Origin of the sequence: Marivita sp. (assembly GCF_020055675.1) — a bacterium.
Lineage (GTDB): Bacteria > Pseudomonadota > Alphaproteobacteria > Rhodobacterales > Rhodobacteraceae > Marivita.
In genome coordinates this window covers 83947-110223 of sequence record NZ_JAIPUS010000007.1, presented here as the reverse complement: position 1 = coordinate 110223, position 26277 = coordinate 83947, and the positions used below count along the sequence as shown (strand labels likewise).

Annotated in this window: 31 protein-coding genes and 1 pseudogene; 13 read left to right on the top strand and 19 right to left on the bottom strand. The window is 63.6% G+C overall.

What is annotated here, in order from left to right; translation table 11 throughout:
- Positions 1 to 66: 66 nt before the first annotated feature.
- On the bottom strand, positions 67 to 630 hold the full coding sequence (folK, locus tag LCF59_RS07215; protein ID WP_292286773.1) for a 2-amino-4-hydroxy-6-hydroxymethyldihydropteridine diphosphokinase: 564 nt from the start codon (positions 628 to 630) through the stop codon (positions 67 to 69).
- Between the two features lie 155 nt (positions 631 to 785).
- Between folK and LCF59_RS07210 the strand changes: the two genes are divergently transcribed.
- Entirely contained in the window at positions 786 to 1358 is a 573-nt protein-coding gene (locus tag LCF59_RS07210; protein ID WP_292286772.1) for an NYN domain-containing protein, read from the top strand.
- Between the two features lie 24 nt (positions 1359 to 1382).
- The gene (locus LCF59_RS07205; RefSeq protein WP_292286771.1) at positions 1383 to 1820 is read left to right on the top strand and encodes a YqaA family protein; all 438 of its coding nucleotides are present in this window, start codon (positions 1383 to 1385) and stop codon (positions 1818 to 1820) included.
- Here LCF59_RS07205 and LCF59_RS07200 read toward each other — a convergent pair.
- On the bottom strand, positions 1801 to 3054 hold the full coding sequence (locus tag LCF59_RS07200) for an MFS transporter (RefSeq protein WP_292286770.1): 1254 nt from the start codon (positions 3052 to 3054) through the stop codon (positions 1801 to 1803). The genes LCF59_RS07205 and LCF59_RS07200 overlap by 20 nt on opposite strands.
- Positions 3055 to 3229: 175 nt before the next feature.
- On the opposite strand from LCF59_RS07200, the gene ispH reads away from it, so the two are divergent.
- Positions 3230 to 4180 (top strand): 4-hydroxy-3-methylbut-2-enyl diphosphate reductase, encoded by a 951-nt coding sequence (ispH, locus tag LCF59_RS07195; RefSeq protein WP_292286769.1) that lies wholly within the window; start codon positions 3230 to 3232, stop codon positions 4178 to 4180.
- 78 nt (positions 4181 to 4258) lie between these two features.
- On the opposite strand, the gene LCF59_RS07190 is transcribed toward ispH, so the two are convergent.
- Complete coding sequence (locus tag LCF59_RS07190) at positions 4259 to 6436, bottom strand: DEAD/DEAH box helicase (RefSeq protein ID WP_292286768.1); 2178 nt, start codon at positions 6434 to 6436, stop codon at positions 4259 to 4261.
- Positions 6437 to 6645: 209 nt separating this feature from the next.
- Between LCF59_RS07190 and LCF59_RS07185 the strand changes: the two genes are divergently transcribed.
- From LCF59_RS07185 to LCF59_RS07170, 4 genes and pseudogenes are all read left to right on the top strand, one after another.
- Positions 6646 to 7098, top strand: a complete 453-nt coding sequence (locus tag LCF59_RS07185) for a DUF3429 domain-containing protein (protein ID WP_292286767.1) — start codon at positions 6646 to 6648, stop codon at positions 7096 to 7098.
- A complete protein-coding gene (locus LCF59_RS07180) occupies positions 7095 to 7685 on the top strand; it encodes a class I SAM-dependent methyltransferase (RefSeq protein WP_292286766.1) in 591 nt (196 codons plus the stop codon). The genes LCF59_RS07185 and LCF59_RS07180 overlap by 4 nt, the downstream gene beginning before the upstream one ends.
- Complete coding sequence (gene rnhA / locus LCF59_RS07175) at positions 7678 to 8139, top strand: ribonuclease HI (RefSeq protein WP_292286765.1); 462 nt, start codon at positions 7678 to 7680, stop codon at positions 8137 to 8139. Before LCF59_RS07180 ends, rnhA begins: the two co-directional genes overlap by 8 nt.
- Positions 8136 to 8213: pseudogene (locus LCF59_RS07170) on the top strand (trimeric intracellular cation channel family protein); the annotation flags it as partial. The gene rnhA and the pseudogene LCF59_RS07170, both read left to right, overlap by 4 nt.
- Positions 8214 to 8220: 7 nt before the next feature.
- Here LCF59_RS07170 and LCF59_RS07165 read toward each other — a convergent pair.
- Positions 8221 to 9399, bottom strand: coding sequence for a MalY/PatB family protein (locus LCF59_RS07165; RefSeq protein ID WP_292286764.1), 1179 nt, complete (start codon positions 9397 to 9399; stop codon positions 8221 to 8223).
- Positions 9400 to 9504: 105 nt separating this feature from the next.
- Between LCF59_RS07165 and def (LCF59_RS07160) the strand changes: the two genes are divergently transcribed.
- From def (LCF59_RS07160) to LCF59_RS07140, 5 genes are read left to right on the top strand one after another with little or no spacing between them, the layout of a single operon-like run.
- A complete protein-coding gene (gene def / locus LCF59_RS07160) occupies positions 9505 to 10023 on the top strand; it encodes a peptide deformylase (RefSeq protein ID WP_292286763.1) in 519 nt (172 codons plus the stop codon).
- Entirely contained in the window at positions 10020 to 10517 is a 498-nt protein-coding gene (def, locus tag LCF59_RS07155; protein ID WP_292286762.1) for a peptide deformylase, read from the top strand. Before def (LCF59_RS07160) ends, def (LCF59_RS07155) begins: the two co-directional genes overlap by 4 nt.
- Positions 10514 to 11011 (top strand): peptide deformylase, encoded by a 498-nt coding sequence (gene def / locus LCF59_RS07150; RefSeq protein WP_292286761.1) that lies wholly within the window; start codon positions 10514 to 10516, stop codon positions 11009 to 11011. The genes def (LCF59_RS07155) and def (LCF59_RS07150) overlap by 4 nt, the downstream gene beginning before the upstream one ends.
- Positions 11012 to 11014: 3 nt before the next feature.
- On the top strand, positions 11015 to 11938 hold the full coding sequence (fmt, locus tag LCF59_RS07145; RefSeq protein ID WP_292286760.1) for a methionyl-tRNA formyltransferase: 924 nt from the start codon (positions 11015 to 11017) through the stop codon (positions 11936 to 11938).
- The gene (locus LCF59_RS07140; protein WP_292286759.1) at positions 11929 to 12186 is read left to right on the top strand and encodes a hypothetical protein; all 258 of its coding nucleotides are present in this window, start codon (positions 11929 to 11931) and stop codon (positions 12184 to 12186) included. The genes fmt and LCF59_RS07140 overlap by 10 nt, the downstream gene beginning before the upstream one ends.
- Before the next feature lie 158 nt (positions 12187 to 12344).
- Here the strand turns inward: LCF59_RS07140 and LCF59_RS07135 are convergent, their stop codons facing one another.
- Positions 12345 to 15800: an AAA family ATPase gene (locus tag LCF59_RS07135; protein WP_292286758.1), complete on the bottom strand. Its 3456-nt coding sequence runs from the start codon at positions 15798 to 15800 to the stop codon at positions 12345 to 12347.
- 240 nt (positions 15801 to 16040) lie between these two features.
- Between LCF59_RS07135 and LCF59_RS07130 the strand changes: the two genes are divergently transcribed.
- The gene (locus LCF59_RS07130; RefSeq protein ID WP_292286757.1) at positions 16041 to 17258 is read left to right on the top strand and encodes a hypothetical protein; all 1218 of its coding nucleotides are present in this window, start codon (positions 16041 to 16043) and stop codon (positions 17256 to 17258) included.
- A 33-nt stretch (positions 17259 to 17291) separates the two neighbouring features.
- Here LCF59_RS07130 and LCF59_RS07125 read toward each other — a convergent pair whose 3' ends face one another.
- The 14 genes from LCF59_RS07125 to LCF59_RS07060 all read right to left on the bottom strand — a co-directional run bounded on the left by LCF59_RS07125 (position 17292) and on the right by LCF59_RS07060 (position 26207).
- Entirely contained in the window at positions 17292 to 18068 is a 777-nt protein-coding gene (locus LCF59_RS07125; protein WP_292286756.1) for an HpcH/HpaI aldolase/citrate lyase family protein, read from the bottom strand.
- A gap of 50 nt (positions 18069 to 18118) precedes the next feature.
- Complete coding sequence (locus tag LCF59_RS07120) at positions 18119 to 18316, bottom strand: hypothetical protein (protein ID WP_292286755.1); 198 nt, start codon at positions 18314 to 18316, stop codon at positions 18119 to 18121.
- A 9-nt stretch (positions 18317 to 18325) separates the two neighbouring features.
- Positions 18326 to 19135, bottom strand: a complete 810-nt coding sequence (locus LCF59_RS07115; RefSeq protein ID WP_292286754.1) for a division plane positioning ATPase MipZ — start codon at positions 19133 to 19135, stop codon at positions 18326 to 18328.
- A gap of 291 nt (positions 19136 to 19426) precedes the next feature.
- Positions 19427 to 19648 (bottom strand): 50S ribosomal protein L31, encoded by a 222-nt coding sequence (gene rpmE, locus LCF59_RS07110; protein ID WP_292286753.1) that lies wholly within the window; start codon positions 19646 to 19648, stop codon positions 19427 to 19429.
- 11 nt (positions 19649 to 19659) lie between these two features.
- Complete coding sequence (gene rplS / locus LCF59_RS07105; protein WP_292286752.1) at positions 19660 to 20043, bottom strand: 50S ribosomal protein L19; 384 nt, start codon at positions 20041 to 20043, stop codon at positions 19660 to 19662.
- 331 nt (positions 20044 to 20374) lie between these two features.
- Positions 20375 to 21187 (bottom strand): tRNA (guanosine(37)-N1)-methyltransferase TrmD, encoded by an 813-nt coding sequence (trmD, locus tag LCF59_RS07100; protein ID WP_292286751.1) that lies wholly within the window; start codon positions 21185 to 21187, stop codon positions 20375 to 20377.
- A 57-nt stretch (positions 21188 to 21244) separates the two neighbouring features.
- Positions 21245 to 21781 carry a hypothetical protein gene (locus LCF59_RS07095; protein WP_292286750.1) on the bottom strand — a complete coding sequence of 179 codons (537 nt, stop codon included), beginning with the start codon at positions 21779 to 21781 and terminating at the stop codon, positions 21245 to 21247.
- Between the two features lie 124 nt (positions 21782 to 21905).
- The gene (locus tag LCF59_RS07090; protein WP_292286749.1) at positions 21906 to 22703 is read right to left on the bottom strand and encodes a hypothetical protein; all 798 of its coding nucleotides are present in this window, start codon (positions 22701 to 22703) and stop codon (positions 21906 to 21908) included.
- Positions 22703 to 23209 carry a ribosome maturation factor RimM gene (rimM, locus tag LCF59_RS07085; RefSeq protein WP_292286748.1) on the bottom strand — a complete coding sequence of 169 codons (507 nt, stop codon included), beginning with the start codon at positions 23207 to 23209 and terminating at the stop codon, positions 22703 to 22705. The genes LCF59_RS07090 and rimM overlap by 1 nt, the downstream gene beginning before the upstream one ends.
- A gap of 76 nt (positions 23210 to 23285) precedes the next feature.
- Complete coding sequence (locus LCF59_RS07080; RefSeq protein ID WP_292286747.1) at positions 23286 to 24113, bottom strand: MipA/OmpV family protein; 828 nt, start codon at positions 24111 to 24113, stop codon at positions 23286 to 23288.
- A gap of 246 nt (positions 24114 to 24359) precedes the next feature.
- Positions 24360 to 24728: a 30S ribosomal protein S16 gene (rpsP, locus tag LCF59_RS07075; protein ID WP_292286746.1), complete on the bottom strand. Its 369-nt coding sequence runs from the start codon at positions 24726 to 24728 to the stop codon at positions 24360 to 24362.
- Positions 24729 to 24767: 39 nt separating this feature from the next.
- On the bottom strand, positions 24768 to 25067 hold the full coding sequence (locus tag LCF59_RS07070; protein WP_292286745.1) for a chorismate mutase: 300 nt from the start codon (positions 25065 to 25067) through the stop codon (positions 24768 to 24770).
- A 13-nt stretch (positions 25068 to 25080) separates the two neighbouring features.
- Complete coding sequence (locus LCF59_RS07065; RefSeq protein WP_292286744.1) at positions 25081 to 25683, bottom strand: GNAT family N-acetyltransferase; 603 nt, start codon at positions 25681 to 25683, stop codon at positions 25081 to 25083.
- Positions 25680 to 26207: a GNAT family N-acetyltransferase gene (locus tag LCF59_RS07060; RefSeq protein ID WP_292286743.1), complete on the bottom strand. Its 528-nt coding sequence runs from the start codon at positions 26205 to 26207 to the stop codon at positions 25680 to 25682. The genes LCF59_RS07065 and LCF59_RS07060 overlap by 4 nt, the downstream gene beginning before the upstream one ends.
- Between the last annotated feature and the right edge of the window lie 70 nt (positions 26208 to 26277).

The window sequence follows — 26277 nt, the reverse complement described above, 5'->3', positions numbered from 1 at the left end:
CACTTCGCTGAATAGCATTTGAAGTTACAGCACATATCGCTCGATAACCGCGATTACAAGTCGATATCAGTGCTCAATCAGAACAATCTCGCCCAATTTCCCGGGCGAGAGAGCGTTGCACATGTCCGTGATGGATCGATCAAGCACGGGATGCACCCAGTCTGCCGCAATATCCCTGAGGGGTACAAGGACAAATGCACGATCCTGCACTCTCGGGTGCGGCAGGATCAGTTGCGATGGGCTGCTGGTTTTCTGGTCTGAAAGGGGCATGCAGCGCCAGCGGTCGTATGTCTCGCGATCCGGCAGGATCCGGGCGCCGCAGGCGATCAGATCAAGGTCCAGCGTCCGGCTTGCCCAACGTTCTTTTCGCTCCCGACCGAAATCCGCCTCGATTTCATGCAGGCGCGCCAACACCGCGTGCGGATCAAGGACAGAGGTCACATGCGCGGCCGCGTTCACGTAATCCGGCCCGGCGCCGGCGGGGAAACACGGTGTTCGATACAGGGCGCTTACGCGTTCGACGCGGATATCGGGCTGTTGCAGGCGGGCCAGCGCTGCACGAACGGAGGCCGTCGGCGACGCCGTACCGGAGAGCAGATTTGCCCCCAGGGCTATGTAAAAATCATTCATATTACTGTCATACTTGGGCTGCTGCGGAGACAATGCACCTTGCGGCACTACGTAAAATCATTAATTCACACGACGCGGCCTTGCAGTAAAGCTTCGGACCAACCACTCCCGAAAGTTCGTTTGGCCGCCCGATTATTTTAAGGAAGGCTCAGTTCATGTTCTACAAAGACGAGCGTTTGGCGCTGTTTATTGATGGCTCCAATCTCTACGCGGCGGCAAAATCACTTGGGTTTGACATCGACTACAAACTGCTGCGCCAGGAGTTCGTGCGCCGCGGCAAGCTTTTGCGCGCGTTCTACTACACTGCCTTGTTGGAGAATGACGAGTATTCGCCGATCCGCCCGCTGGTGGACTGGCTTCATTACAATGGTTTCAACATGCGGACGAAACCGGCCAAGGAGTACACCGACAGCCAGGGTCGTCGCAAGGTCAAGGGCAACATGGATATCGAACTGACGGTCGATGCCATGGACTTGTCCGAGCATGTCGATCACATCGTGCTGTTCTCGGGTGATGGCGATTTCCGGCCGCTGGTGGAAAGCCTGCAGCGCCGGGGCGTTCGGGTGTCGGTGGTCTCCACAATCCGCAGCCAGCCGCCGATGATTGCTGACGAGTTGCGCCGGCAAGCCGACAACTTCATCGAACTGTCTGAGTTGCGAGACGTGATCGGTCGCCCGCCGCGGGACGCGGTATCGGACCGTGAAACGGTCTCGGCCGATCAGGAGTGACAGTGACCCGGCGCAAGATGGCTCATGTGGAGTGACCTTCTCGCTTTGGTCGGATTGTTCCTCGTCGCCTTCGGCGCGGCGACCATCCTGCCGTTTCAATCCGAAATCGTGTTCGTCGCGCTGCAACTGCGCGACGACATCCACATTTTTTGGGTTATCGCTTTTGCCAGTGTCGGGAACATCCTTGGCTCAGGGCTGAATTATGTCCTGGGCCGGGTGATCGAGCGCTATCACGGACGCCGGTGGTTTCCGGTGACAGAAGCGCAATTGGAGCGCGCGCGGCAGTGGTACCTGAGGTGGGGCGTCTGGACCCTGCTGCTAAGCTGGGCCCCATTGGGAGACGCGCTGACCGTCGTGGCCGGCGTGATGCGGACCAATGTCTGGCTGTTCTTTCTGTTGGTGGGAATTGCCAAGACGATCCGCTATATCGTCGTCGCGTTGATCACGGCCGCGGCGTTCTGACATCTGCCGAAGACTGGCCGGGCGGTACATCCCGTGCTGCGCGGGTGATGCCGAAGAACATGGTCAGTGTCGTGAGCAGGAAGTATCCGGCAATCGCGAAAAACTGCGTCTCGATCCCGATGCCAAAATCGATCAGCGCACCCGTCAGTCCCGGACCGATGGCAGACCCGAGCACCATGACCGCTGTCGCCATGGATTTGATCGACCCGATATGGGCCGTGCCGTAGAATTCCGCCCAGAACGCATTGGGCAAGGTTGTATTCGCGCCCGAAGTCAGACCAAGGAAAACGAACCCAAGCGCCAGGCCGAATGGGTTTTGTGTGTTGGCGAATATCAGGAAAGCAATGACCATGGGCAGTTGGTAATACGGGGTCAGCCGCGCCGTGCCCAACCGGTCCAACGCCCAGCCCGAGACCACCATCGCCGTGATGCCGATTGCTGTGTAGAGCGGGAAGAAACTGACAAAGACCAGATGCTCCACGCCTTTCACCTCGGAAATGTGCACCTGGTGAAAGAAGAACGCCGTGTTGAATGCGGCCGGTCCCAAGACAGCGGGAACCATGCACCAGAACAGCGGATGACGCAGCGCCTGCAATCGCCTCCAGTGGTGTCCGCGCATCCCGACCGATACATCGGTTGCCGCGTGCGAGGCCGGGGTGCGTTCCTGCCTCAGCAGCCGGTTGAGGACCGGGATCATGAGCACGCAAACGCCCGCCGCCATCACCCAGAGATTTTGCCACGCCATCACCGTCATCGCCGCGACGACAGCCATTGGAACCAGAGCCTCACCGGTGGCAAAGCCCAATGACGCAATGGACAGCGCCCGCCCCCTTGTTGCCACGAACCAACGGGCCATCGCGATCACGGCGATATGTGAACACATGCCTTGCCCGAAAAAACGCAACGCAAAGACGATGAACGGCAAGGCCCAGACCCACGGGTTGAGGGCCATTGCAAGGCTCGCCAGCGCCAGCCCGGTCAGCACGATCGGGGCAAGAATGCGGACCCGAAAGATGTCGGTCAGCCCGCCGGCCCAGACCATCAGCGCGGCTGAGGCCATCGTTCCGATCATGTAGATGCCGCCCCAGGCACCATGGCTCAGATCAAAGGCAAGGCGCACCTCGCCTGCAAACAGGGAAATGAAATAGGTCTGCCCAAATGACGACAGGAACGTGAGCATCGCCCCCGTTGTCAGGAACGGCGCGTTGTCGCGGAGATAGTCGGTGAGGCGCATTCCAACGCAATGCCCCCGTCGCGCAGGGGTTGCAACCGCGAATTCACCGGGGCAGCGCGGGGGGCGCGCAGAGGGCGCGCGCGCGGGATAGGCCAGTTCGCCGCAATCGCGATGTGCTTCAAGACTGGAACCGGGCCGCCAGAGGCTTTAGGTTCGGGGCAAGACGGAGGCTTGCATGACCAGACCACCCCTGAAACTGTACCTCGCCGCGCCGCGCGGGTTCTGCGCCGGTGTGGACCGCGCAATCAAGATCGTAGAAATGGCGATCGAGAAATGGGGCGCGCCGGTCTATGTGCGCCACGAGATCGTGCACAACAAGTTTGTCGTCGACAGCCTGCGCGACAAGGGCGCGGTCTTTGTCGAGGAACTCGACGAGTGCCCCGACGACCGCCCGGTGATCTTTTCCGCGCATGGCGTGCCCAAGGCCGTCCCCGCCGAGGCTGCAAAGCGCGAGATGATCTATGTCGATGCAACCTGTCCGTTGGTCAGCAAGGTCCACATCGAAGCGACCCGGCACCACGAAAACGGGCTTCAGATGATCATGATCGGCCATGAGGGTCATCCCGAGACCGTCGGGACGATGGGACAATTGCCCGAAGGCGAGGTACTTCTGGTTGAAACGGTCGATGATGTGGCCAGGGTCAGGGTGCGTGATCCGGCCAAACTGGCCTTCGTGACCCAGACGACGCTCAGTGTGGACGACACGATCGACATCGTAGCGGCGCTGAAAGACCGGTTTCCCAGGATCGTCGGCCCGCACAAGGAAGACATCTGCTACGCGACCACCAACCGGCAAGAGGCTGTGAAGGCAATGGCCCCTGACTGCGACGCCATGCTGGTTGTCGGCGCACCCAATTCATCGAACTCCAGGCGGTTGGTCGAGGTGGGGCGCAAGGCGGGGTGCCGCTATGCGCAACTGGTTCAGCGCGCCCCGGATATTGACTGGCGCGCGCTCGAAGGGATCGGCAGCATCGGCATCACGGCGGGCGCCTCGGCCCCGGAAGAGTTGATCAACGAGGTGATCGAGGCGTTCCGCGACAGATTCGAAGTGACGGTGGAACAGGTCGAGACAGCGGTTGAAGACGTGGAATTCAAGGTTCCACGTGTGCTGAGGATCCCGGCCTGAGAGTGCCCTTGCGGTGCGTGCAGGCACGCACCCCACCGGGGTGAAGCTGTTGTCGCCTGCGCGTTCACACGTGCCGCATCACCGTTTTCCGCCGGGTTTCCCCCCGAATTTACCAGCCGGCTTGCCGCCCGGTTTCCCGCCGAACTTGCCTGCCGGTTTCCCAGCCCCGGCACGGGGCTTGCGCATGCTTTGCGACGGGTCGCTGGCCTTGGCGCGCGCGATGTTCTTTTTGCTGTCCGGTTTGCCCTCGGGCGGGGGCGGGCCCTTGGGCTTGCCGCCTTTGCCCTTGTAGGGCTGGGCCTGGAATTCGCGTTCGGAGCGACGCGGCGGGCGGTCGCCTCCGGACGTGTCGCCATGGAGTTTACGGTCCTGCGCCGGACCATCGGATTTGCCTTGGTACGGCTTGCGGGCGCGCGGCGGGCCATCGGACCTTGCGTCGGGTTTTCCCGCAGGTTTCGGACCCTTGCGATCCGCCGGTTTCGGTTTGCGCACACGCGGGGTCGGCGCGTCATTCCAGTCGATGGGGGCGGCGGATTTCGGTGCCGCCGGCGTGTCGTCCCTTGCGGGCGTCACAGCGTCCGCTCTGGGCCGGTCGTGGTCGGATGTCCGCGCTGGTTTTGGACCGTCGCCATACGGCTTGCGCTCGGGGCGGGGGCCACCTTTGCCACCCGGCTTTGCGCCGCGATCAAAGTCGGGGGCTTTGTCCAGACGGGTCAGGGTCACCCCCTTTTCCAACGTCATCTCGGGTCCGACGGCATTCAGCAGCTGCGCCACCGCGCTTTCCCGGATTTGCACAAGCGAATGATCCTGCTGGATGCGAATCGCACCGATATCATCCTTGCTCAGATCGCCGGCGCCGCAAATCATCGGCAGGATCCGGCGCGGTTCGGCCTCGGCGGCGCGGCCACCAGACACCGCAAACCAGACGCTTGGACCAAACTCGGCCCGCTTCTCTGGCTTGGCTGCCGGGTCCGACAGTTCCTCGGGCGCGGTATGCTGTTCGCGGAACAGGCGCAGATAGGCCGCCGCGATCTGTTCGGGCGTCTTTTCCGCTACCAGACGGGAGACGACCGCCTCCTCGGACTCGCCCACGGGTGTTTCCCACGCGGGATCGGCGAACATCCGATCCTCGTCGCGCGCCAGCACCTCCTCTGCGGAGGGCGCCGCGCCCCAGTCGGATTTCAGCTTGGCCATGGCAAGAATGCGCTCCGCCTTCTTGCGCACTTTCGGCGTGACGATCAGGGCCGACACCCCCTTGCGCCCGGCGCGACCGGTCCGGCCGGACCGGTGCAGCAGGGTTTCGTGGTTCGACGGCAATTCGGCATGCACCACGAGATCGAGGTTCGGCAGGTCGATGCCGCGTGCGGCCACGTCAGTCGCCACGCAGACCTGCGCCCGGCCGTCGCGCATCGCTTGCAAGGCGTGGGTGCGTTCCGTCTGCGATAGCTCGCCCGAGAGCGCCACAACCTGGAATCCCCGGTTCGACAGGCGTGTGGTCAGACGGTTCACCATCGCGCGGGTGTTGGCAAAGACGATGGCGTTCGGCGCTTCGTAGAAGCGCAGCGTATTGATCACCGCATTGTCGGTGTCCCTGTCAGCCACCTGCATGGCGCGGTAGGCGATATCTGCGTGCTGGCTGGTGTCGGATTTTGTCACCACCCGGATCGCATCGCGCTGGTAGCTTTTGGCCAGCGTCGCGATCATCTTTGGCACGGTGGCAGAGAACATGAGCGTCTGCCGCTCCTGCGGAGCCTGTCCCAAAATGAACTCGAGGTCTTCGCGGAAGCCGAGGTCCAGCATCTCGTCTGCTTCATCCAGAACCACTGCGCGACATTCGCTCAGGTCAATTGAGCCGCGCATGATATGGTCGCGCAGGCGCCCGGGCGTGGCGACGACGATATGCGCTCCGCGCTCCAATGCGCGGCGCTCATCGCGCATGTCCATGCCGCCCACGGTCGAGGCCATGACCACGCCCGCCTGCGCATAAAGCCACGCCAGTTCGCGCTTCACCTGCAAGGCCAGTTCGCGGGTCGGTGCAATCACCAAAGCCACCGGCGCGCCCGCGGCAGCGAAGACCTCGGCTTCGAGAATCGTCGGCGCAATCGCAAGGCCGAACCCAAGCGTCTTGCCCGATCCGGTCTGGGCGGACACCAGAAGGTCTGCGCCGACGTATCCGGGGTTCAGAACCGCCTCCTGAACAGGGGTCAGCGTGTCATATCCACGGGCATCAAGGGCGTCTTGCAGGGCTTTTTTCACGGTAGTCGTCTTTATGTAAGGGCGGCCCACCATTGGACCAAAGCGCGCGTGTAGATCATTGACAGGCAAATGTATAGCGTCATTGGGGGGCGCCCACTGCTGATCTGCCATGCATTGGTCGCAACACCGGTCATTTGCCGCAACCGTCTTGTTGGCAACTGACACAACCTGAGCTACGTCGCGCAGCATCACGAAACGACGGACTCGCCATGACGCAAATACCCCGCTCTGCCCTGACCCTTGGCCTTGCCGGCGTGATCCCCTTTGCCTGGGGCGCGCTGACCTTGCTGTCCGATGCTGCGGCGCAATGGGGGCTGGACACGCTGGGCCCCCGGTTCATCGGACCCTATGTACAGCTCAGCTACGGCATGGTGATCCTCAGCTTCATGTCCGGCGTGCTTTGGGGGTTTTCCACCAAGGCACATGGCGGGCGCGCGGCGACGGGCTATGCGCTGTCGGTGATCCCGGCGCTCTGGGCGTTCTTGATGGCGGGCGGCGGACCGGTCTCTGCCGGCACCAACCTGATCTTCGGGTTTCTGGGTCTGCTGATCCTGGATTTCGCGTTCTGGCAATGGGGCCTTGCCCCGAAATGGTGGATGCAGCTTCGCGTGTTGTTGACAGCGCTGGTCGTGGCCTGCCTGTCAGTCGGGGTCTTCCGGTGACCGATCGCGACACGATCGCCGTCTACGATGCGCGCGCGGGGGATTACGCCAAGCTCGATTCGTCGGAGACACCGGGCGCAACACTGTCCGCCTTTATTGCCGCCTTGCCGCGCGGGGCAAAGGTGCTCGACCTCGGCTGCGGTCCCGGCACATCCGCGCGGCACATGGCGCGGGCCGGCTGCGCCGTCGACGCGGTGGATGCTTCGTCCGGGATGATCGCGCTTGCCGGGAAGATCGACGGTGTCACCGCGTGGCAGGCGACCTTCGACGACCTGACAGGCACCGCGATCTATGACGGCGTCTGGGCCAATTTCAGCCTGCTGCACGCCTCCCGCGCCGACATGCCACGTCATGTGTCGACCCTCCACACGGCGTTGAAAGCCGGTGGCCTGTTCCACATCGCCGTCAAGGAAGGCACAGGCGAGGGTCGCGACAATCTGGGACGCCACTACAGCTACTACACCGAACCCGACCTCGCGACGCTGCTGCAAGCTGCGGGATTTACCGTCGGTTCCACTCGACGCGGCCGCGACAAAGGGCTAAGCGGCGGTGAAGAAAACTGGATATCCATCACCGCCCATGCCTGACCTTTATGCCTATACCGACGGAGCCTGTTCCGGAAACCCGGGTCCCGGCGGCTGGGGCGTATTGATGCAGGCCAAGGACGGCGACACCATCCTCAAGGAACGCATGTTGTCAGGCGGTGAGGCGAACACCACCAACAACCGCATGGAACTGCTTGCCGCGATTCACGCGCTCGAGACGTTGGCGCGGGCGTCTTCGCTGACCATCATCACCGACAGCGCCTATGTGAAGAACGGCGTGACCGGCTGGATTCATGGCTGGAAACGCAATGGCTGGAAGGCCGCCAACAAGAAACCGGTCAAGAATGTCGAATTGTGGCAGCGGCTGGACGAAGCGCAGCAGCGCCACGACGTGACCTGGGAATGGGTCAAGGGCCACGCCGGGCATCCCGAGAACGAACGCGCCGACGAATTGGCGCGCGAGGGCATGAAGCCGTTCAAGAAAGGCGCTGCGTGACGCTGATCACGCTGCTCGACCATGCCGCGGTGCTGGTCTTTGCCCTGACCGGCGCCATGGTCGCCAGCCGCGCAACTGACCTTATTGCAAATCGCTGAACGCCTCTTGCAGACGTTTGGCGGCGTCCTCGACGCGGTAACGCTGCGTGGCAAGGTTGAATCGCAAAAAGCTCTCTCCGCCGGGGCCGAATTCCGGGCCCGGACTGGGCGCGATGCCGGCCTCCTTGCGGACCCTGTCGCTGATCTCCTCGAAACTCATGCCCGTTCCGGAAAAATCAACCCATGCCAGATAGGTCGACGCTAGGGGCAAAGACCGCACACCGGGAATGGCGTTGACCGCCTCGTCGAATATGCGCCGGTTCTCGATCAGATGGTCGATTTGCGCATCCACCCAGTTCGCGCCCTCGGGGGAATAGGCCGCTGTCACCATCTTGATCCCCAAGGCGTTCGGCGAATAGTCCAGCGACCGCAAACGTTGGGTCATCACTTCGCGCAGTTTGGCATCTGGGATGATCATGTTGCCGGTCTTTTGCCCGGCGATGTTGAAGGTCTTGGACGATGCCGTGAGAACCACCAACCGCTCCCGCGCGTCGGGGGCGGCCACGTCGAACGGCACGAATGTCTGGCCGGGATAGATGAAATCGTGGTGGATCTCGTCCGCGATCACGATGAGGTCGTTGCGCGCGGCAAACTCGGCCACCTGGCGCAACTCGTCTTGTGTCCAGATGCGCCCCGAGGGGTTTTGCGGCGAACAGAAGATCAGCAGCTTCTCGGTGCCGTCCAACTGCGCCTGTGCGGCGTCGAAATCGATCCGATAGGTGTCCCCGTCAAGTGGCATCTCGCATTGCACCGGTGTCCGCCCGGCACGGCGGACCTTCCATTCGAACTCGTGATAGACCGGGTTGAACGTGACAACGCGGTCGCCCGGATCGGTCCAGACGTCGACGCAAAGCGCGATCGCGTTGCCAAGCCCCTGCGAGGTCAGGATCCAATCGGTGTCGATCTCCCAGCCGTGCCGCGTTTTCATCCACCATTGGATCGCCGCGTGGTAGGCATCGAAATCGGCGAAATAACCGAACACGCCGTGATCTACCGCCTCTTGCAGCGCCGCCAGCACGCAGGGGGCGGTCGGATAATCGCTGTCCGCCGTCCACATCGCGAGTCCGTCTTCCGCGTCCACGTCGAACTTGCTTTCAAGCAAATCCCATTTGGCACTATGCGTGCCGCGCCGATCGTTGGGGATGTTGAAGAAATCACGCATGTCCTGCTCCGCTCGGTTGGGATTTTGTGCGACGCTACCCCAGTGAACGTCAGGTGCAAGCCCCGGTCACTTGCCCTTGGCACATGGATTGCCTAGATCACTGCCATGAAATTGCCGATCATCCTCCATCCGGACCCGCGTCTGAAAAAGACCTGTGCGCCCGTGCCTGATCTGTCAGACGATCTGCGCACGCTGGCCAATAACATGCTCGAAACCATGTACGACGCGCCCGGCATCGGTCTGGCCGCACCGCAGGTCGGCGTGATGTCGCGTCTGATCGTGCTGGACTGCGTGAAGGACGAAAACGAACCCTCGCGCCCGCTGGTGATGTTCAACCCCGAGATCCTGTCGTTCTCGGACGACAGCAATGTCTACGAAGAAGGCTGCCTGTCGATCCCCGATCAATTCGCCGATGTCACCCGGCCCGAGACCGTCAAGGTGGGGTGGCTCGACGAAACAGGCACCCCGCGCGAAGAAGAGTTTGACGGTCTCTGGTCGACATGTGTGCAGCACGAGATTGACCACCTGAACGGCAAGCTCTTCATCGATCACCTCAAGCCGTTGAAGCGCCAGATGATCACGCGCAAGATGGTCAAGCTCAAGCGGGAAAGGGCGCGGGCATGAGTGTGCTGGACATCGTCAAATGGCCCGACCCCAGGTTGTCCGAGGTCTGCGCGCCTGTCACCAATCCGATGACATTGCACGACCTGGTGCAGGACATGTTCGAGACCATGTATGACGCCGCCGGTCGCGGGCTTGCCGCGCCGCAGGTCGGCGTGATGCAGCGCGTTTTCGTGATGGATCCGACATGGAAAGAAGGCCCGCGCACGCCCTATGTCTGTATCAACCCTGAAATCCTGACGGCTGGTACAACAACCGCCGTGGCAACCGAGGCCTGCCTGTCGATCCCCGGCGTGTCCGCCGAGGTCACGCGGCCGACCGAAATAGCCTTGGCCTATACCGACCTTGACGGCACCCGCCGTGAAACCGCGCTGACCGGCTTTGCCGCGACCTGCGCGCAGCACGAACTGGACCACCTGGACGGAACGGTGATCCTTGATCGGCTTGACCTTGATGCACGCTCCGAGGTCGAAGCCCGCTACACGGCCTTGGCATGACGGCGCGCCGCTGCCTGCCGTGGCCGAACAAATGCCTGCGCATGCCAGCGGACCCGGTGGACAGGATCACCGACGAGATCCGTGCGATCCTGGACAAGATGATAGACACGATGGAAGCCATGCCCGGTGTCGGTCTTGCCGCGCCGCAGATCGGCGTGATGCAGCGGCTTGCCGTGGTCGATGCCTCCCAGGAGCGTGGCAAGGCGGTGCGCATGGCCAATCCCGAGATCCTGCACGCCTCGGGTCAATTGCGCAGCCACGAAGAGGCCAGCCCAAACCTGCCCGGCGTGTCCGCCACCATAGACCGGCCCCGCGCCGTAACCGTCCGGTTCATGGATGCGGATGGAATTGTTCAGGAACAGGATTTCGTCGGCCTTTGGGCCACGTCGGTGCAGCACCAGATCGACCATTTGAACGGCCGGATGTATTTCGATCATCTGAGCCGGCCCAAGCGCGATATGCTCTTGCGGCGCGCGCGGAAACGGAAGGGATAGGCTATGCGGATCGTCTTCATGGGCACTCCGGATTTCTCGGTTCCGGTTCTCGACGCGCTGGTCGAGGCGGGTCATGAGATCGTCGCCGTTTACAGTCAGCCGCCGCGTCCTGCCGGCCGGGGCAGGAAGGACCGGCCCACCCCCGTCCACGCGCGGGCGGTGGCGTTGGGACTTGATGTGCGGCACCCGACGAGCCTGCGCAACGAGGTCGCCCAACGGGACTTTGCCGCGCTCGGGGCAGATGTCGCGGTGGTGGTGGCCTATGGGCTGATCCTGCCGCAGCCGATTCTGGATGCGCCACGGTATGGCTGCCTGAACATCCACGCGTCGCTCCTGCCGCGCTGGCGGGGGGCTGCACCGATCCATCGCGCGGTCATGGCCGGGGATGCCGAGACCGGGGTGTGCATCATGCAGATGGAGGCGGGGCTGGACACCGGCCCGGTCCTGCTGCGGTCCGCGACCCCGATCGGCGAGACAGAGACAACCGGGGCGCTGCATGACCGGTTGAGCGGCATCGGTGCCGATCTGATCGTGCAGGCGCTGGAAAATCCGGGCGGGCTCATCCCACGTCAACAGCCTGATGAGGGCGTCACCTATGCCGACAAGATCGACAAATCCGAGGCCCGGATCGACTGGTCCCGCCCCGCGACCGAGGTGGACCGCCTGATCCGCGGGCTGTCGCCTTTCCCGGGGGCGTGGACCCTGATCGGCGGCGACCGGGTGAAGCTCCTGGGAAGCTGCGTGGTCGATGGCTCGGGGCCCGTGGGAACGGCGCTGGATGATCGGTTCACGATCGCTTGCGGGCAGGGCGCGGTCAGGATCAGCCGGGCGCAACGGGCCGGCAAGGGCGCACAGGATGCGGCGGATTTCCTGCATGGATCGGCGGTCCCGGTCGGGACCCGTTTGGGAGAGACATCATGTTCATGATCTTGATGGGCACCGTCGTGATCGCGGGGATCGTCGGATATATCTCGGAGAAGACGGGGTTCACCAGAAACGGGATTCTTCAGAGCATCATCATCTGCGTGGGCGGGGCCTTCGTGGCCTATTTCGTGCGCATCATGTTCGGGATCGGATTCGGATCGCCCGGACTGAACGCGATCGTGTCCTCCCTGGGGGCGCTGATCATCGTGCCGACTCATTGGCGTGGCGCGGTGCGGAACCGGCGGCGGTAGCGTCCCACGCGTGGGACAGCCTACCGGCTCAGTGATTTCAGTGGGTTACGGGGCCGTCTTTACGATTTTTAAAGGTTTGGACGCGGTCTCTGGACGGACCAAGGCCGCACGGACCATCCACCACCAGCGCCAGCGCAAGTGCCACTGCCGAGACTGGATTACGCGACCATCTTTTCGGCCTTGTTCAGATCGACCGAAACAAGCTGGCTCACCCCTTGTTCCTGCATCGTGACACCAAAGAGCCGGTCCATGCGCGACATGGTGACGGCGTGATGCGTGATGATCAGAAAGCGCGTTTCGGTGCGGCGGCACATCTCGTCCAGCAGGTCGCAGAAACGCGTCACATTGGCATCATCGAGCGGCGCATCGACCTCGTCCAGAACGCAAATCGGGGCCGGGTTGGCCAGAAAGACCGCAAAGATGAGCGCCAGCGCCGTGAGGGTCTGTTCGCCCCCCGACAGCAAGGACAGGGTCGACAGCTTCTTGCCCGGCGGCTGGCACATGATTTCCAGCCCGGCCTCCAAGGGATCGTCACTTTCGACCATGACCAGGTTGGCCTCGCCGCCGGCAAACAGATGCGTAAAGAGCAGGGAAAAGTTGTTGTTGACCTGCTCGAATGCGGTCAGGAGCCGTTCACGGCCCTCGCGGTTGAGCGACGCAATGCCCGAGCGCAGGGTTTTGACCGCCTCTTCGAGATCCTCCTTCTCGGACAGAAGGGAATCGTGCTCTTCCTGAACATCGCGGGCGTCTTCCTCGGCGCGCAGGTTGACCGCACCCAGCGCGTCGCGTTGACGCTTCAGGCGGGTCACGTCGTTGTCGATCGACTCGGCCTTGGGCAGCGCGTCGGGATCGGCCCCGAGCTTTTGCAGCAGCGCGGTGGGGCTGGTGTCCTGTTCGTCTGCGATGCGTTCCGCGGCGGCGATCACGGCGTCGCGTGCGGCTTCGGCGTGGGCTTCGGAGCGGGCGCGGGCCTCGCGCGCTTCAGAGGCGGTGCGTTCGGCCTCGCGTTCGGCCTGATCGGCATGGCGCAGGCTGCCTTCGGCAGCGGAAAGGGCGTCGTCTGCGGCGGCCTTGCGCGCTTCGGCCTGCGTGATCTCGTGGCCCAGACTGTCGCGCTGGGCGGCAAGCTCGGCCGGGGTGCCAGAGGCCGCATCGAGTTCCGACTGCGCGGCGGTCCGGCGGTCGGCGAGTTCGGCGCTGCGCTTTTCCGCCGTCTCGAGCCGGTACCGCCACCCGCTGAGGTCCTTTGTCACTTGCTGCGACCGGGCCTTGCGGGCGTCCCCTTCGCGGCGAAGTTCGTCCTGTTCGGAGCGGCGGGCCATCATGGTCATGCGCGCCGCCTCGACGGTCATCCTGAGGTCCTCGACTTCGGCGCGCGCGGCGTCGAGATCTTCGAGATCGCCAACCGCGCGCTCGGCCTCGGTCAGTTGCGCGCGCGCGGTGGTCGCCTCGTCCTCGTGGCGTGACAGGGCAAGGCCAAGGCTTTCGAGCTTGCCTTCGGCCATGTCGCGGTCGGCCTCGGCGCGAGAGAGCTTGCGCGCGGCGTCCGTGACGGCAGCGTCGGCATCGCGGCGGGCCTTGCGGGCGGTTTTCTCGGCCTCGGTGAGGCTCGCAAGACGGTCTGTCAGGCTGTCATGCGCGTCGCGGGCGCCCTCGGCGCGGGCCGAGGCGCGCGCGGTTTCCTGCTTCAGCGCTTCCAGCCGGTTGAGTTGTTCAAGCCGCAGCGCCGCCGCCGATGGGGCGTCTTCGGCCCAGGCGCGATAGCCATCCCAGCGCCAGAGATCGCCATCGACGCTGACCAGCCGCTGTCCCGGTTTCAGGAGCGGTTGCAGCCGCGCGGCGTCGTCTGCATCGGCCAGGCCGATCTGCGCCATGCGGCGTTCCAGAACTTCGGGGACCGAGACGTGACGGGTGAGCGGCGTGATGCCATCGGGCAAGGGTTGATCGGTGTCATAGGCGGGCAGGATGGTCCAGCCGGTCGGGCCATCGCCGCCGACCTCGGGGGCGCGCAGATCGTCGGCCAAGGCAGCCCCAAGCGCCTTTTCGAAGCCCTGTTCGACTTGCAGCCGGTCAAGGATTTGTCCCCCCTCGGCGGTGTCGCGATCCAGCAAGCGGGCCAGCGCGGTGGTCTCGGCAGACAGCGCGCTCATCTCGCCTTCGGCTTCGGATCTTGTGGCGCGGGCATCTGCTTCGAGCGATTGCGTCTCGGCGCGGGCGGCTTCCGCTTCGGTCAGGACCTGATCGGCGCGTTCGGACAGGTCGCGTGCGGCGGTCTGTTCCTCCTGCGCCTGGTCCGCGGCGGTGTTGGCCGCGGTGAGCGCCTGTTTCGCCGCTGTCATTGCCGCGCGGGCGCGGGTGGTTTCGGCCTCGTTCCGGTCCAGCGTCTTTCGTGCGTCCGACAGAAGGCGCTGCGCCGATTGGTGCCGCGCCGCGAGGCGGGCGACATCTTCGGTCTTCTGGCTCAGGTCGGCTTCGCGGGCTTGCAGGATCGCGCCCGCCTCTGATGCCGTCTGTGATGCTGCGGCGATCTTGTCGTCATGGCCCTGGGCCGCCTTTTCGAGTTCGCGCGCTTCCCATTCCAATTGCTGGATTGTCTCGCCGGCATCCCGGTTGAGGCCGCCTTCGCGCTCCATGTCCCTGGTCAACTGCTCAATGCGGCGTGTGAGGGTCTGGATCGTCTCCTCGGCGCGGCGTTCCTGTTCGGAGAGGGTGTCGCGTTGCAACGTCAGGCGCTGCACGATGGCGGCGGCGATGGCGGCTTCCTCGCGCCGGGGGGGCAGCGCGTCATCCGCCTGTTCGCGCGCCTTGGTTGCGTCGCGCGCGGCGGTTTCGGCCTTGGCCGCCGCTGTCGTCCGCTCGCGCAATTGCGCATCGGCCTCGGCGCGGCTGGTGTCGGCGTCCTTCCAGCGGCGATAAAGCAGCAGACCCTCGGCGTGGCGCAGCTCTTCGCCGATGGCGCGGTAGCGGGCCGCCTGCTTGGCTTGCCGGGCCAGTTGTGTCAGCTGCGCGGCAAGCTGTTCGATCACGTCATCGACACGCAGAAGGTTTGCTTCGGTGTTCTTGAGCTTCAGCTCGGCCTCGTGGCGGCGCTGGTAGAGACCGGAAATGCCAGCGGCCTCTTCAAGGATGCGGCGGCGGTTCTTGGGTTTGGCGTTGATCAGTTCACTGATCTGGCCCTGCCGCACGAGGGCGGGGGAATGCGAGCCGGTGGAGGCGTCGGCAAAGAGCATCTGCACGTCGCGGGCGCGCGTGTCCTTTCCATTGGTCTTGAACGCGCTGCCGGCGTCGCGGGTGATGCGGCGCACGATGTCGATCTGGTCCTGATCGTTGAACCCTGCCGGGGCGAGCCGGTCCGAATTGTCGATATGGATCGACACCTCGGCATAGTTTCGGGCAGGGCGCGTGGCGGCGCCGGCAAAGATCACGTCCTCCATGCCGCCGCCGCGCATTGCGGTCGGGCGGTTCTCGCCCATCACCCAGCGCAGCGCCTCGAGCAGGTTGGACTTGCCACAGCCGTTCGGACCCACGACGCCGGTCAGGCCATCGGCAATGACCAGATCGGTGGGGTCAACAAAGCTTTTGAACCCTGTCAAACGAAGTTTGGAAAAGCGCACCTGTGAAACCTGCCTGATTCCCTGCCGTTCGGGCAGTGTGTCGCGGGGCCTGCCGGCGAGTCAACGATTTGTCTCCGCATGTGGTGAGGTGGCCGTGATTATCCACAAGATATTGGGCTGACTTGTGGACGCCTTCACGCGAGATGCGACCGCGCTGACAAATTCCGTGCGCCTGTGTCTTTACATTCTGAAATTGGAATGTATAAATATTCCGAAACCAGAATATAAAGGAGACCCGTCATGGATCATTCCACAACCAGACCTGCCGATACCTATTCGCCGATCTATTTCCTTGCGTCGCTTGGCGCGGGCGGCATCGCGGTGACGTTTTTCATGTTCCTGATGTTCTGGGTGCCGCATCCCGGTCAGCCCGTGCCGGTGTTCGAGGATATCACGGCGGCTTTTGCCACGGGGGGGCTTGCGCTGCAGACCGGGATCACGGTGGCGCTGGTCGGCATCGCGGTGTTTGCCTTTCTCAACATCAAGTCCCTGATCTGGAACCTGCAAGCGCTGTCGGCTTTCAAGCAGACCGATGACTATGCCAAGCTGCGCCAGACCAATGCCGAAGCCACGTTGCTGGCGATGCCGCTGGCGCTGGCCATGAGCGTGAACGCGATGTTCATTGTCGGGCTGGTCTTTGTGCCGCAGCTCTGGAGCGTGGTGGAGTACCTGTTCCCGCTGGCATTGATCGCCTTCGCGGGGATCGGCGTGATGGCCTTTTCGATGATCGGCGCGTTCCTGGGGCGTGTGCTGTCCAAGGGCGGTGTGTTCGACGTGACGGCGCATAACTCCTTTGCGCAGCTCTTGCCGGCGTTCAGCATCTCGATGATCGGTGTCGGCTTTGCCGCGCCCGCCGCGATGAGCACGACCCCCGCCACCGTGGCCATCGCGTTGGTCCTGTCGACGGTCTTCGGGGTGGCGGCGATCCTCTATACCGTGATCGCGGCGATCACGGCCTTTGCGTCGATGCTGCAGCATGGCACCGCGCGGGAATCGGGACCGACGCTGATGATCATCGTGCCGATTGTCACCGTGCTGGGCATCCTGTTCCTGCGGCAGGATCACGGTCTGCATGTTGCCTTCGATGTGCAGGTACAGCCGGGTGAAACGATGATTTTCCTGGCACGGCTGGTGTCGGTGCAGGTGGCGTTTCTGCTGCTGGGTGCTGTGGTCATGCGCCGTCAGGGCTATTTCCGTGATTTTGTCATCGGGTCCAGCACATCCCCCGGCTCTTATGCGCTGGTCTGCCCGGCGGTGGCCTTTGCGGTGATGATCCAGTTCTTCCTGAACAAGGGGCTGGTGGCTGCCGGGGCGGTTGCGCAGTTCGGTGTCGCCTACTGGGCCGTCACAGCGGTAGCGCTGGTGGCGCAAGCGATCGCGATCGCGCTGGTGCTGCGCCTGAACCGCCAGCATTTTGCACGCCGCAGCCCGGCGATGGATACAGTACCTGCCGAATAGGCCCAACCCCAAGGTGCTGTCGGGAGCCCCGGATCATGTGGTCCGGGGTTTCCATGTGTCCACAAGGCTGCGCAAACCGCCGGCCAGCACCAGCAAATCCGCCCCGAGGGCGACGAAATTGGCGCCGGCGTCCATGTCCTGCTGGATCAGGACCGGATCTGTATCGATGATGCCCGCCGCCTTGCCGGTGGCGCGGATGCGGCGCAACCCGTCTTGAATGCTGGCGCGCACGTCGGGATGGGCGATGTCGGGCAAGAGGCCCATGTCGGCACAGAGATCCGCAGGGCCGATGAACACGCCGTCCACGCCATCGACGCCACAAATCTCTTCCAGCGCATCCATCGCCACGGTGCTTTCGGCCTGAACGATCAGGCACAATTCGTCCTGCGCGGTTTGCAGGTAATCGGGCACGCCATTGAACCGGGATGCGCGGCCCAGCACATGACCGACGCCGCGTATGCCGTCTGGCGGATAGCGCATGGCGCGGACGATCGCGCGGGCGTCTTCGGCAGAGTTGACCATCGGGCACAGCAGGCTTTGCGCGCCCATGTCGAGGGCCTGTTTGATCAAGGCGGGGTCGTTCTGCGGCAAGCGCAGGATCGGCGATACCGGATGGCCTGACAGCGCCATGAGCTGTTCGTGGATCGATCCGAGGTCATTGGGCGCGTGTTCGCCGTCGATCAGCAGCCAGTCATACCCGGCGGAGGCGGCCACCTCGGCGGCGTAGCCGCTGCCAAGGGCGAGCCAAAGGCCAAGCTGAGGCTCGCCCGAGGCGAGCCGGGCTTTGAAGCGATTCAGGGGAGCGGGCATGGTGGTATCCTTTTGGCCCGATCAAACACAAGCACGCGGAGCAAGGCAAGTCAGTTGCGACTGCGCCAAAGCCGGATCGCGGACCAGATCGCGGTGCCGCCGAAGAACAGGCCGGCGATTCCCACTACCTCCACGAGGGCCGCGGAATTGCTGATGCCGCGCACGGCGATCGTCGCCCCGAGAAGCCCAAGTCCGGCAAGGCTGAAGGCGATGCGGAACCATAGCTCTTTGCGGGAGGTGCCGGTCATTCAGGTCATTCAGAAGGTGATCGAGACATTCGGCAGGTTGAGCGATTTGATCAGGTCGCGCAATTCCTGACGGGCGGCGATGTTGGAAATATTGAGTTGTTTGACGCCCATATCCTTGAGATCGAGCAGCGTCATGCCGCGGGGGAACAGCTCCCGGAAGATGACCCGTTCGTTGAAACCGGGAGCGACGCGGAAGCCGATCCGCTTGGACAGCCGCTCCAGCGCCTTTTCCATCTTGGCCTTGTTGACCATCTGCTGTGCACCAAGGCGGTTGCGCAGCACCACCCAGTCGATCGGGGGCAGCCCGGCCTGGGCCCGCAATTGGCGGGCGTTCCAGACCATCTCGGAGTAGACAGAGGGGCCTTCGATCTTTTCGCCGGCGGCATCGGTATGGGCCAGCAAATCGAAATCCACGAAGCTGTCGTTCAGCGGTGTGACAAGCGTGTCGGCCAGCGAATGGGCCACCTGGCTGAGGCGGGTATGCGACCCGGGGCAGTCGATCAGGATGAAATCGCTTCCGGGCTCCAATTCGGCCACGGCGGCGGACAGGCGGTGGTCATAGATGTTCTCGCCCGGTTGCAGGCTGTCGGGGTCGATCTCGGGCAGTTCAAGAAAGCGTGGGCTGGGCAGATCGAGCTGCGTGCGTGCCAGTTCTTCCAGGCGATTGGTGACATAGCGGCCCATCGTTTTTTGCCGCAGGTCGAGATCCAGCGCGCCGACTTTGTGGCCCATGCGCGCCAGCGCCGTGGCCACGTGCATCGACACGGTCGATTTGCCAGCGCCGCCCTTTTCATTTCCGACAACAATGATATGCGCCATGCGTCTGCTCTCAGGTGCTTTTTGCCAGCTATGCGCATAGATGCGGCGAGTTGCAACGTGAGAAGCGGGCCGTCGTCAAATCGGTTGCTCAGCGGTGCAGGCGCGTCTCACCTGTTTTGCCCGGCCGGGCGGCGGCCAGAGGCCCGAGAGGGGCTGCGCAAAGGCAGGCCCGTTCACGTGACGTGTCCGTGTCGCCGAGAATGCGGGGCCTTGCCGATCCTTTGCGCTGGCGCGGAACGCAAAAGGCCGCCCATGTCCGGGCGGCCCTTGTCTCTCGGTTGGCAGCGGGGTCTAGAATCCGAGGCCTTCGTATTTTTTCTTGAATTTCGAAACGCGTCCACCGGTGTCCATGAGGCGCGAATTGCCGCCGGTCCAGGCCGGGTGCACGGACGGGTCGATGTCGAGCGACAACTGGTCGCCTTCGCTGCCCCAGGTGGACCGCATCTGGACCACGGTGCCGTCGGTCATCTTGACGTCGATCAGGTGGTAATCGGGATGGATGTCTTTTTTCATCGCAGGGGTCCTTACGCGTTTGCGCCCTTGAGGGGCTTATACGTTGCATCTTCCGCGATACGGGCCGATTTGCCGCGACGCGAACGGAGGTAGTACAGCTTGGCACGGCGCACGCGGCCGCGGCGGACAACCTCGATGCTGTCGATGTTCGTGGAATAGAGCGGGAAGACACGTTCCACACCTTCCCCGAACGAAATCTTGCGAACGGTGAACGTCCCGGCAATGCCATCACCCTGTCGGCGGCTGATGCAGACGCCTTCATAGGCCTGCACACGGGTGCGGGTGCCTTCGGTCACCTTGTAGCCGACACGGATCGTGTCGCCTGCTTTGAAATCGGGAATTGTCTTCCCGAGGGCGGCGATCTGTTCCGCCTCCAGTTGAGCGATCAGGTTCATCGCTTTTCTCCTAAACTGCTTGCGGTTGCCCCGCAAAGGTGTGCGCGCCTCAGAGCTCTTGGTCTTCGTCCGGGTCCGTGTTTCCCACGCCCGCCAGAGATCAGGTCGTCTTTGTCTTGTCAGGTCCGGGACGGGTGCGATTATGCCATGTTCGAAGACGACACGGAATCACCGCACCGGGCTGACACCCGAAACACGCGCGGTAAACCAGAAGCCCGGGGGCAAATCAAGGACCAAATCCCGGCCCCCGACGCCGGGCAAGGGCTTTGCAAAGCCCTTTTGACGCGGTTTCGAAACCGCGTCGGCAAGCGCGTTCCAACGCGCTTTTGCGCTAAGACGTTTTTGGTGTCGCGGTATGGCGCGCCCACAGATCGGGACGGCGCTGTTCGGTCAGGGATTCGGATTGCGCGTGGCGCCACTTGGCGATTTCGCCGTGATGGCCCGACATCAGCACATCCGGGACCCTCTGCCCGCGCCATTCTGCCGGCCGGGTATACTGCGGATGCTCCAGCAGGCCGTCGGAAAAGCTCTCGTGCTCGGTCGAGGCATCGTTTCCCAGAACGCCGGGCAGCAGGCGCACGCAGGCGTCGATCAGGGCTTGCGCCGCGATCTCGCCGCCGGTGAGGATGAAATCGCCGAGGCTGACTTCGAGAATGCGATAGTGATCGATCACGCGCTGGTCCAGGCCTTCGAAGCGGCCACAGATCAGGCTGACGCCGGGTCCGGCAGCAAGGCTGTGCGCCATGTCCTGGGTAAAGGGCCTGCCGCGCGGGCTGAGATAGATCAGCGGCGCGGCCGGGGGCATGCGTGCATGCGCGTGGTCGATCGCCGCGCCCATCACGTCGGGACGCAGAACCATGCCCGCGCCGCCGCCTGCGGGTGTGTCATCGACGTTGCGGTGCTTGCCTTCGCCGAATTGGCGCAGGGCCACGCTGTCCAACTGCCAGAGCCCATCCTTGAGCGCGCGGCCGGTCAGCGATTCGCCCAGGATGCCGGGAAACGCCTCGGGCAACAGTGTGATGACCTGGGCTTTCCAGGCCTTGGCCAGGTCGGGGGCCTGGTCCATCAACGCACGCGGTTCGCGCGTCGGGCGGATGGCTTTGCGGCCGTGCGATTTCTGCGGCGGTGTCTTGGGAGTGTTCATCGGGTCTGCCTCTTGCTGACGGGCCGCTCTTAACGGCTTGTCGGCGCGATTGCCAGTTCAGGCAGTGGCCGGGGCGGCCAGCGTATCGCGCATGGTCAACATGGCATTGGGCGCGGTGAAATACCCCGCCAGCGCGCCCGCCTCTGCCGGGGTGGCGCGCATGAGCCGATCCACGAGCCACAGCTCGCGGGTCTGATCGTCGGTCAGGGTCATGATGTCGGATTTGTCCCAACGGGCCATGATCTGGGACAGGACCATCGCGATCTGCCGGTCTTCGTTCAGCAGATCCTGATCCGTCGCGGGGGGCGCCATCATGGTCTGCAAGACCGCCCGAAGCTGGAGCGGATCGGGCGCCACAGCTCTCAGGTCGGGCAGAGCCGAGGCCAGGATCAGTGACGGGTAATCCTGCCGCGACAGGATCGCGCTGGAGGGGACCTGTTTCACGGGGGGCGACATCGCCACGGCAACGGCCGCCACGCCAATCGCGCCGAACAGGCCGAGCACGAGGAAGGCCATGGAGACGGCGAATTCCTGCAACGTCAGGAAAACCACGCCCGGAGAGAGCGCAGCCAGACCAAGAACGACACGTTTCAAGAAGCCCACCAAACAGCCCGTCCCCAATTGATTGTGAGATGATGGCGCCGTCGTATGACGAAACCCCGACCGCATTGTGTCGCAAACATGGTGATTTCGGGGCGGTTCTGCGGCGCTGTGCCGGTCAGCTTGTGGCGCGGCGCCCCATCCTGCGGATCATGCGCTTTGCGGCTTTCACATCCTGTTCGGGCAGGGCGCTTTGATTGAGCGCAAGAAACACGCGGTCGATCCCGATATCGGGTTGCACGTTTTCGGCCGGCAGACACCGCAGCACGGCGCGGTCGAGATCGGGCATGTCCAGAAGCGCCAGAAGCGGCTCCAGCGGACCAAGAGGCAGATCGGACGCCGTCTCAAGCGGGAAGGACATGACGCCGGCGGGTGCCACGTCGGCAGCGACCTCGGCCAGGATGTCGTCAAGGCTGCGCGCTGCGTCGAACTGGGCGCAGTAACTGGCGAAATCATGTGTCAGCCGCGTGCTGCGCAGGTTTTGCCACCACGTGCTGCGCAACCACGGCGCGCGCGCGCGGGTCGAAAAATAAAACAGCACGTCCGCGGTCTTGCCAAGCCTGGCACGGGCGGCGTCGGCGATGCATTTCATGACCAGACCGGCGCTGTCGTAACATTCCAGCCCGTGGCGGCCCGGCATGTGGCCGGAGAGGTCTTCCGATGACATGAGAATCGGACGCGGATCATCCAAGTCCAGACTGTCGAAAAACGCGGTTGCGGCACGGTCGACCGATGCCAGCGTTTTTTCCCGGGGATCGATCGAAAAGGCGCGGGCCTTGTTCGTCAGATCCTCGAAATCCTGCTTCAGCAGCACGCGCACATGCGGCGCGAGCACAGGTGCATTTTCGCGCAGCATCGATTGCACGCTGGTCGTTCCGGTCTTGTGAAACCCCGCGTGAATGACGATCTTTCGCATCACGTGAACAGACCCTCGGGGGGATCGGCAACGATCCGGCCCTGGGCAAGATCCACCGTCGGCACGGCGGTTTTGGTAAAGGGCAGGAGTACCGATTGTTTCTGTCCGGGCGCGCGCAGTTCCAACAGGTCGTCGGCACCGTTGTTGAGCACCGCCATCACGGTTCCGAGCGGCGTTCCCCCGGTATCGGTGACGGGCAGCCCGATCAGGTCGGCATGGTAGAATTCATCATCCGGCAGCGACGGCAGCCGATCACGCGGGACGTAAAGCTCTGTTCCGCGCAGGGCGTCGGCGGCGTCTTTGTCGGTGATGCCCGATAGTCGCGCGGCAAGGCCGTTCTTGATCTGGCGGGTGATCTTGACGGAAAAGGATCGCGCGCCGTCCTCGGTTTCGAGGGGCGCGTAAGAGGCAATATCCTCCGGCGTGGCGGTAAAGCTTTTCAAGCGCACTTCGCCGCGGACCCCGAAGGCCCCGGCAATCGCTCCGACACAGACTTTGTCATTCACCGATTTTTGCTCCCGGTCGCTTCGAACGACTGGATAGACCACACCGGTGGTCAGAGGCAATCGCCGTCAAAGGCGATCAGCCGCCGATGCTGAACACGCGGGTCACGCCAAAGCGCAGCCCCCATTGTTCATCCGAGCCCTGTTCGACAATCGGGCTGTCCAACGCGTCGTCGGTGTATTTTTCCCAGGTGAGCGCGCCTTCGAGGCCCCAATCATCGTTGATCTGATAGCTTGCTCCGAATTCGACACCGGCCGACACCATGCCGCCCTCGGGATCATAGGCCGACAGGTCGGCGCTGGCCTCGGCGGCGGTGACGCCGAAATAGGTGTCGGAATAGGTGTCATCGCCGTAAAAGATGCGCGGACCCAAGGTGAGCCTGAGCCGGTCGGACGGGCGCAGGATCGCGTCCGCGCCGAGTTCTCCAACCCAGCCTTCATGTCCGCCAAAGCCGCGGCGCATCTCGCCAAAGGCGGCAAAATGCTCTGTTCCGTAGCGCAGGGAGGCGCCGAGCTCGACTGCGGCGTCGATGGTTTCAAGACCGGAGAGTTCGTCGAAATCTTCGGCGTCGCGGTCCTGGATGAAGCGGAACGACCCGCCGAATGTCAGGCCCATGCTGTCGGCCCAGGGGTCGGGGTTGCCAAAACTGCGGCCATTGCCAAGCGCGAGGGAGTTGAAGCGAAAGCCCAGGTCCGGGCCGATCTCGTAATCATCGGAGCCGAAATACTCTGGCGATGCGGCAACGCCGCCGCGCAGGGTGAACACGAACTGTGGGCGTGTTGGTGCGGGCTCTGCCGCCGGGGCCGTCATCGCCGGCTCTGCCGGGGGGGCCTCGGGACCTGCGGCAAAAGCGGGGGCAGCGAGGCCGAAAACAAGGCTGGAGAAAATGGCGAGGCGCGCAAACATGGCAACGAATCCTTGTGACATAGGGGGCGTACTGAGGGCCGCGATATCATGTCAGATGATGTGGAGGTTGGCATGCGTCAAGGCACTGGACCCTTGCCCCGGTGCCGGACAGCCGCGAATCTCCGCGCGGGCCGCCACTTTGTGACAATAATCAGACAGTGGCCCGAGGGGTGCCGGGACGACCGGGCCATTCGGGTGGGGGGCAGATGGCCGGGTGGGCCAGCCATCTGCAAGAGCGGTCCGCGATCAGTCCGCGGATGCCGCGTCGGTTGCCGCTTCGGCCGCTTTTGCAGCCTTGGCTTCGGCGCGTTCCTGGGCAGCCTTGCCCGGGGTGGCTTTCTTGGGGTTGTTGCGCTCTTTCTTTTCGACGACGCCGGCCGCTTCGAGGAAGCGCGACACGCGGTCGGTCGGCTTTGCGCCCTGGTCCATCCAGTGCTTGATGCGCTCGGCATCCATCTTGACGCGATCTTCGCTGTCTTTCGGCAAGAGCGGGTTATAGGTGCCCAGCTTTTCGATGAAGCGGCCGTCCCGCGGCATCCGCGTGTCGGCGGCCACGATGCGGTAAAACGGGCGCTTCTTTGAGCCGCTGCGGGCGAGACGAATCTTGATAGCCATGTGGTATTCTCCTGATTTTCCAGAGTGACGGGAGGCCCGTCAGGATTGTTTCTGTTGGTGGTGCTGGATGACTTCCTGAATGATGAAATTCAGGAATTTCTTGGCGAACTCAGGGTCCAGGTCGGCCTGAGCCGCAAGCTCTTCGAGCCGCGCGATCTGTCGTGCTTCGCGCGCGGGGTCTGAGGGCGGGAGGTCGTGGCGCGCTTTCAGCTCGCCAACGGCCTGCGTGTGTTTGAACCGTTCGGCCAGGGTGAACACGAGGATCGCATCCAGCCTGTCGATGCTGTCGCGATGGCCCTTGAGCAGTTCGGCCGCGCGGGTCACGGGATCAATGGTCATGTCAGTCCCAATATCAGTCAATGGCCCAGCCTTTCGGTTTGAATAAAGGGTCCTGGTAATGCGCGATTTCCATGTCGATGCCATGCGCGAGTTGCGTGCCACGCAGGGCGTCCGGGGCAGGATGGCGGTAGACGACATCGCTGCCATCGACCGAGGGCGCCTCCGGATCTTTGCGCGCCCCCAGCCGTTCCGCCAGGCGGATGCTGTCGAGGTTCTTGGGGTCGAGATAGCTCACGGCGGTGTCCCAGCCGCGATCTTCGTAGAAATGGCTCCGGACGCGATGCGTCGCTTCGAGCGCGTAGCCCTTGCCGGCGCGGTCCGGCCAGATGATCCAGGCGATTTCCCGTTCGGGCCATTTCGCCGGCGACCAGCCACCCGCCATGCCGACGGTCTCGCCGCTGTCCTTGAGGTGCACCATCCACATGCCGAAACCGCGGATTTCCCAATGACCGATTTCGGCGGCATAGAGCATCCACGCCTCGTATCCATTGAGCGGCCCGCCCATGAAGCGGGACCGATAGGATGCGAAGGTTGCCTTGAAATCGGGATAATCCTCGGGTTCAGGCGCGCGCATCTCCAGGCGCTGCGTTTCGAGAACGGGGATGTCCAAGCTCATACCAGCGCCTCCGGTCCCGGATGGCGGTAGAGCAGGTCTTCGCCCATGTTCGGGTTGTGGTAGGTCCGTTCGTAGACGGCGCCCATGCGTTCGGCCAGGCGGATCGAGCGGGTGTTGCCCGGCACGATGTTGGAGGTCAGCGTGGTGAATCCGAGATCGTCATAGGCCCAGCGACGCGCACGGGTCGCAGCCTCGAACGCGATGCCCTTGCCTTCGAACCCGTCGAAGACGACCCAACCCACCTCGGGTTCGGGCCAGCCTTCGGGATTCCAGATGCCTGAGATACCGGCGGGTTTGCCCGTCGCCTTGTCTTCGATCGTGAAATAGCCGTAGCCGTGCCAGTGCCAGTGGCCCAGGTTGAGCGCGAACCAGCGCCACGAGTCCGGGCGGTTGGTGTATCCCCCGAACCCCGCCGCGCGGGTGTCATCCATCAGGAAGGCGATCATCGCCTCCGCGTCGCGTTTTGCCGGCGAGCGCAGGATCAGGCGATCCGTTTCGAGGGTAGGGGCATTGGTCAGACTCATGCGCGGCAAGCCTTTTCGAAAAGGCTTGCGACGCGGTTTGCAAACCGCGGTCCAAGCGCCTTCGAAGGCG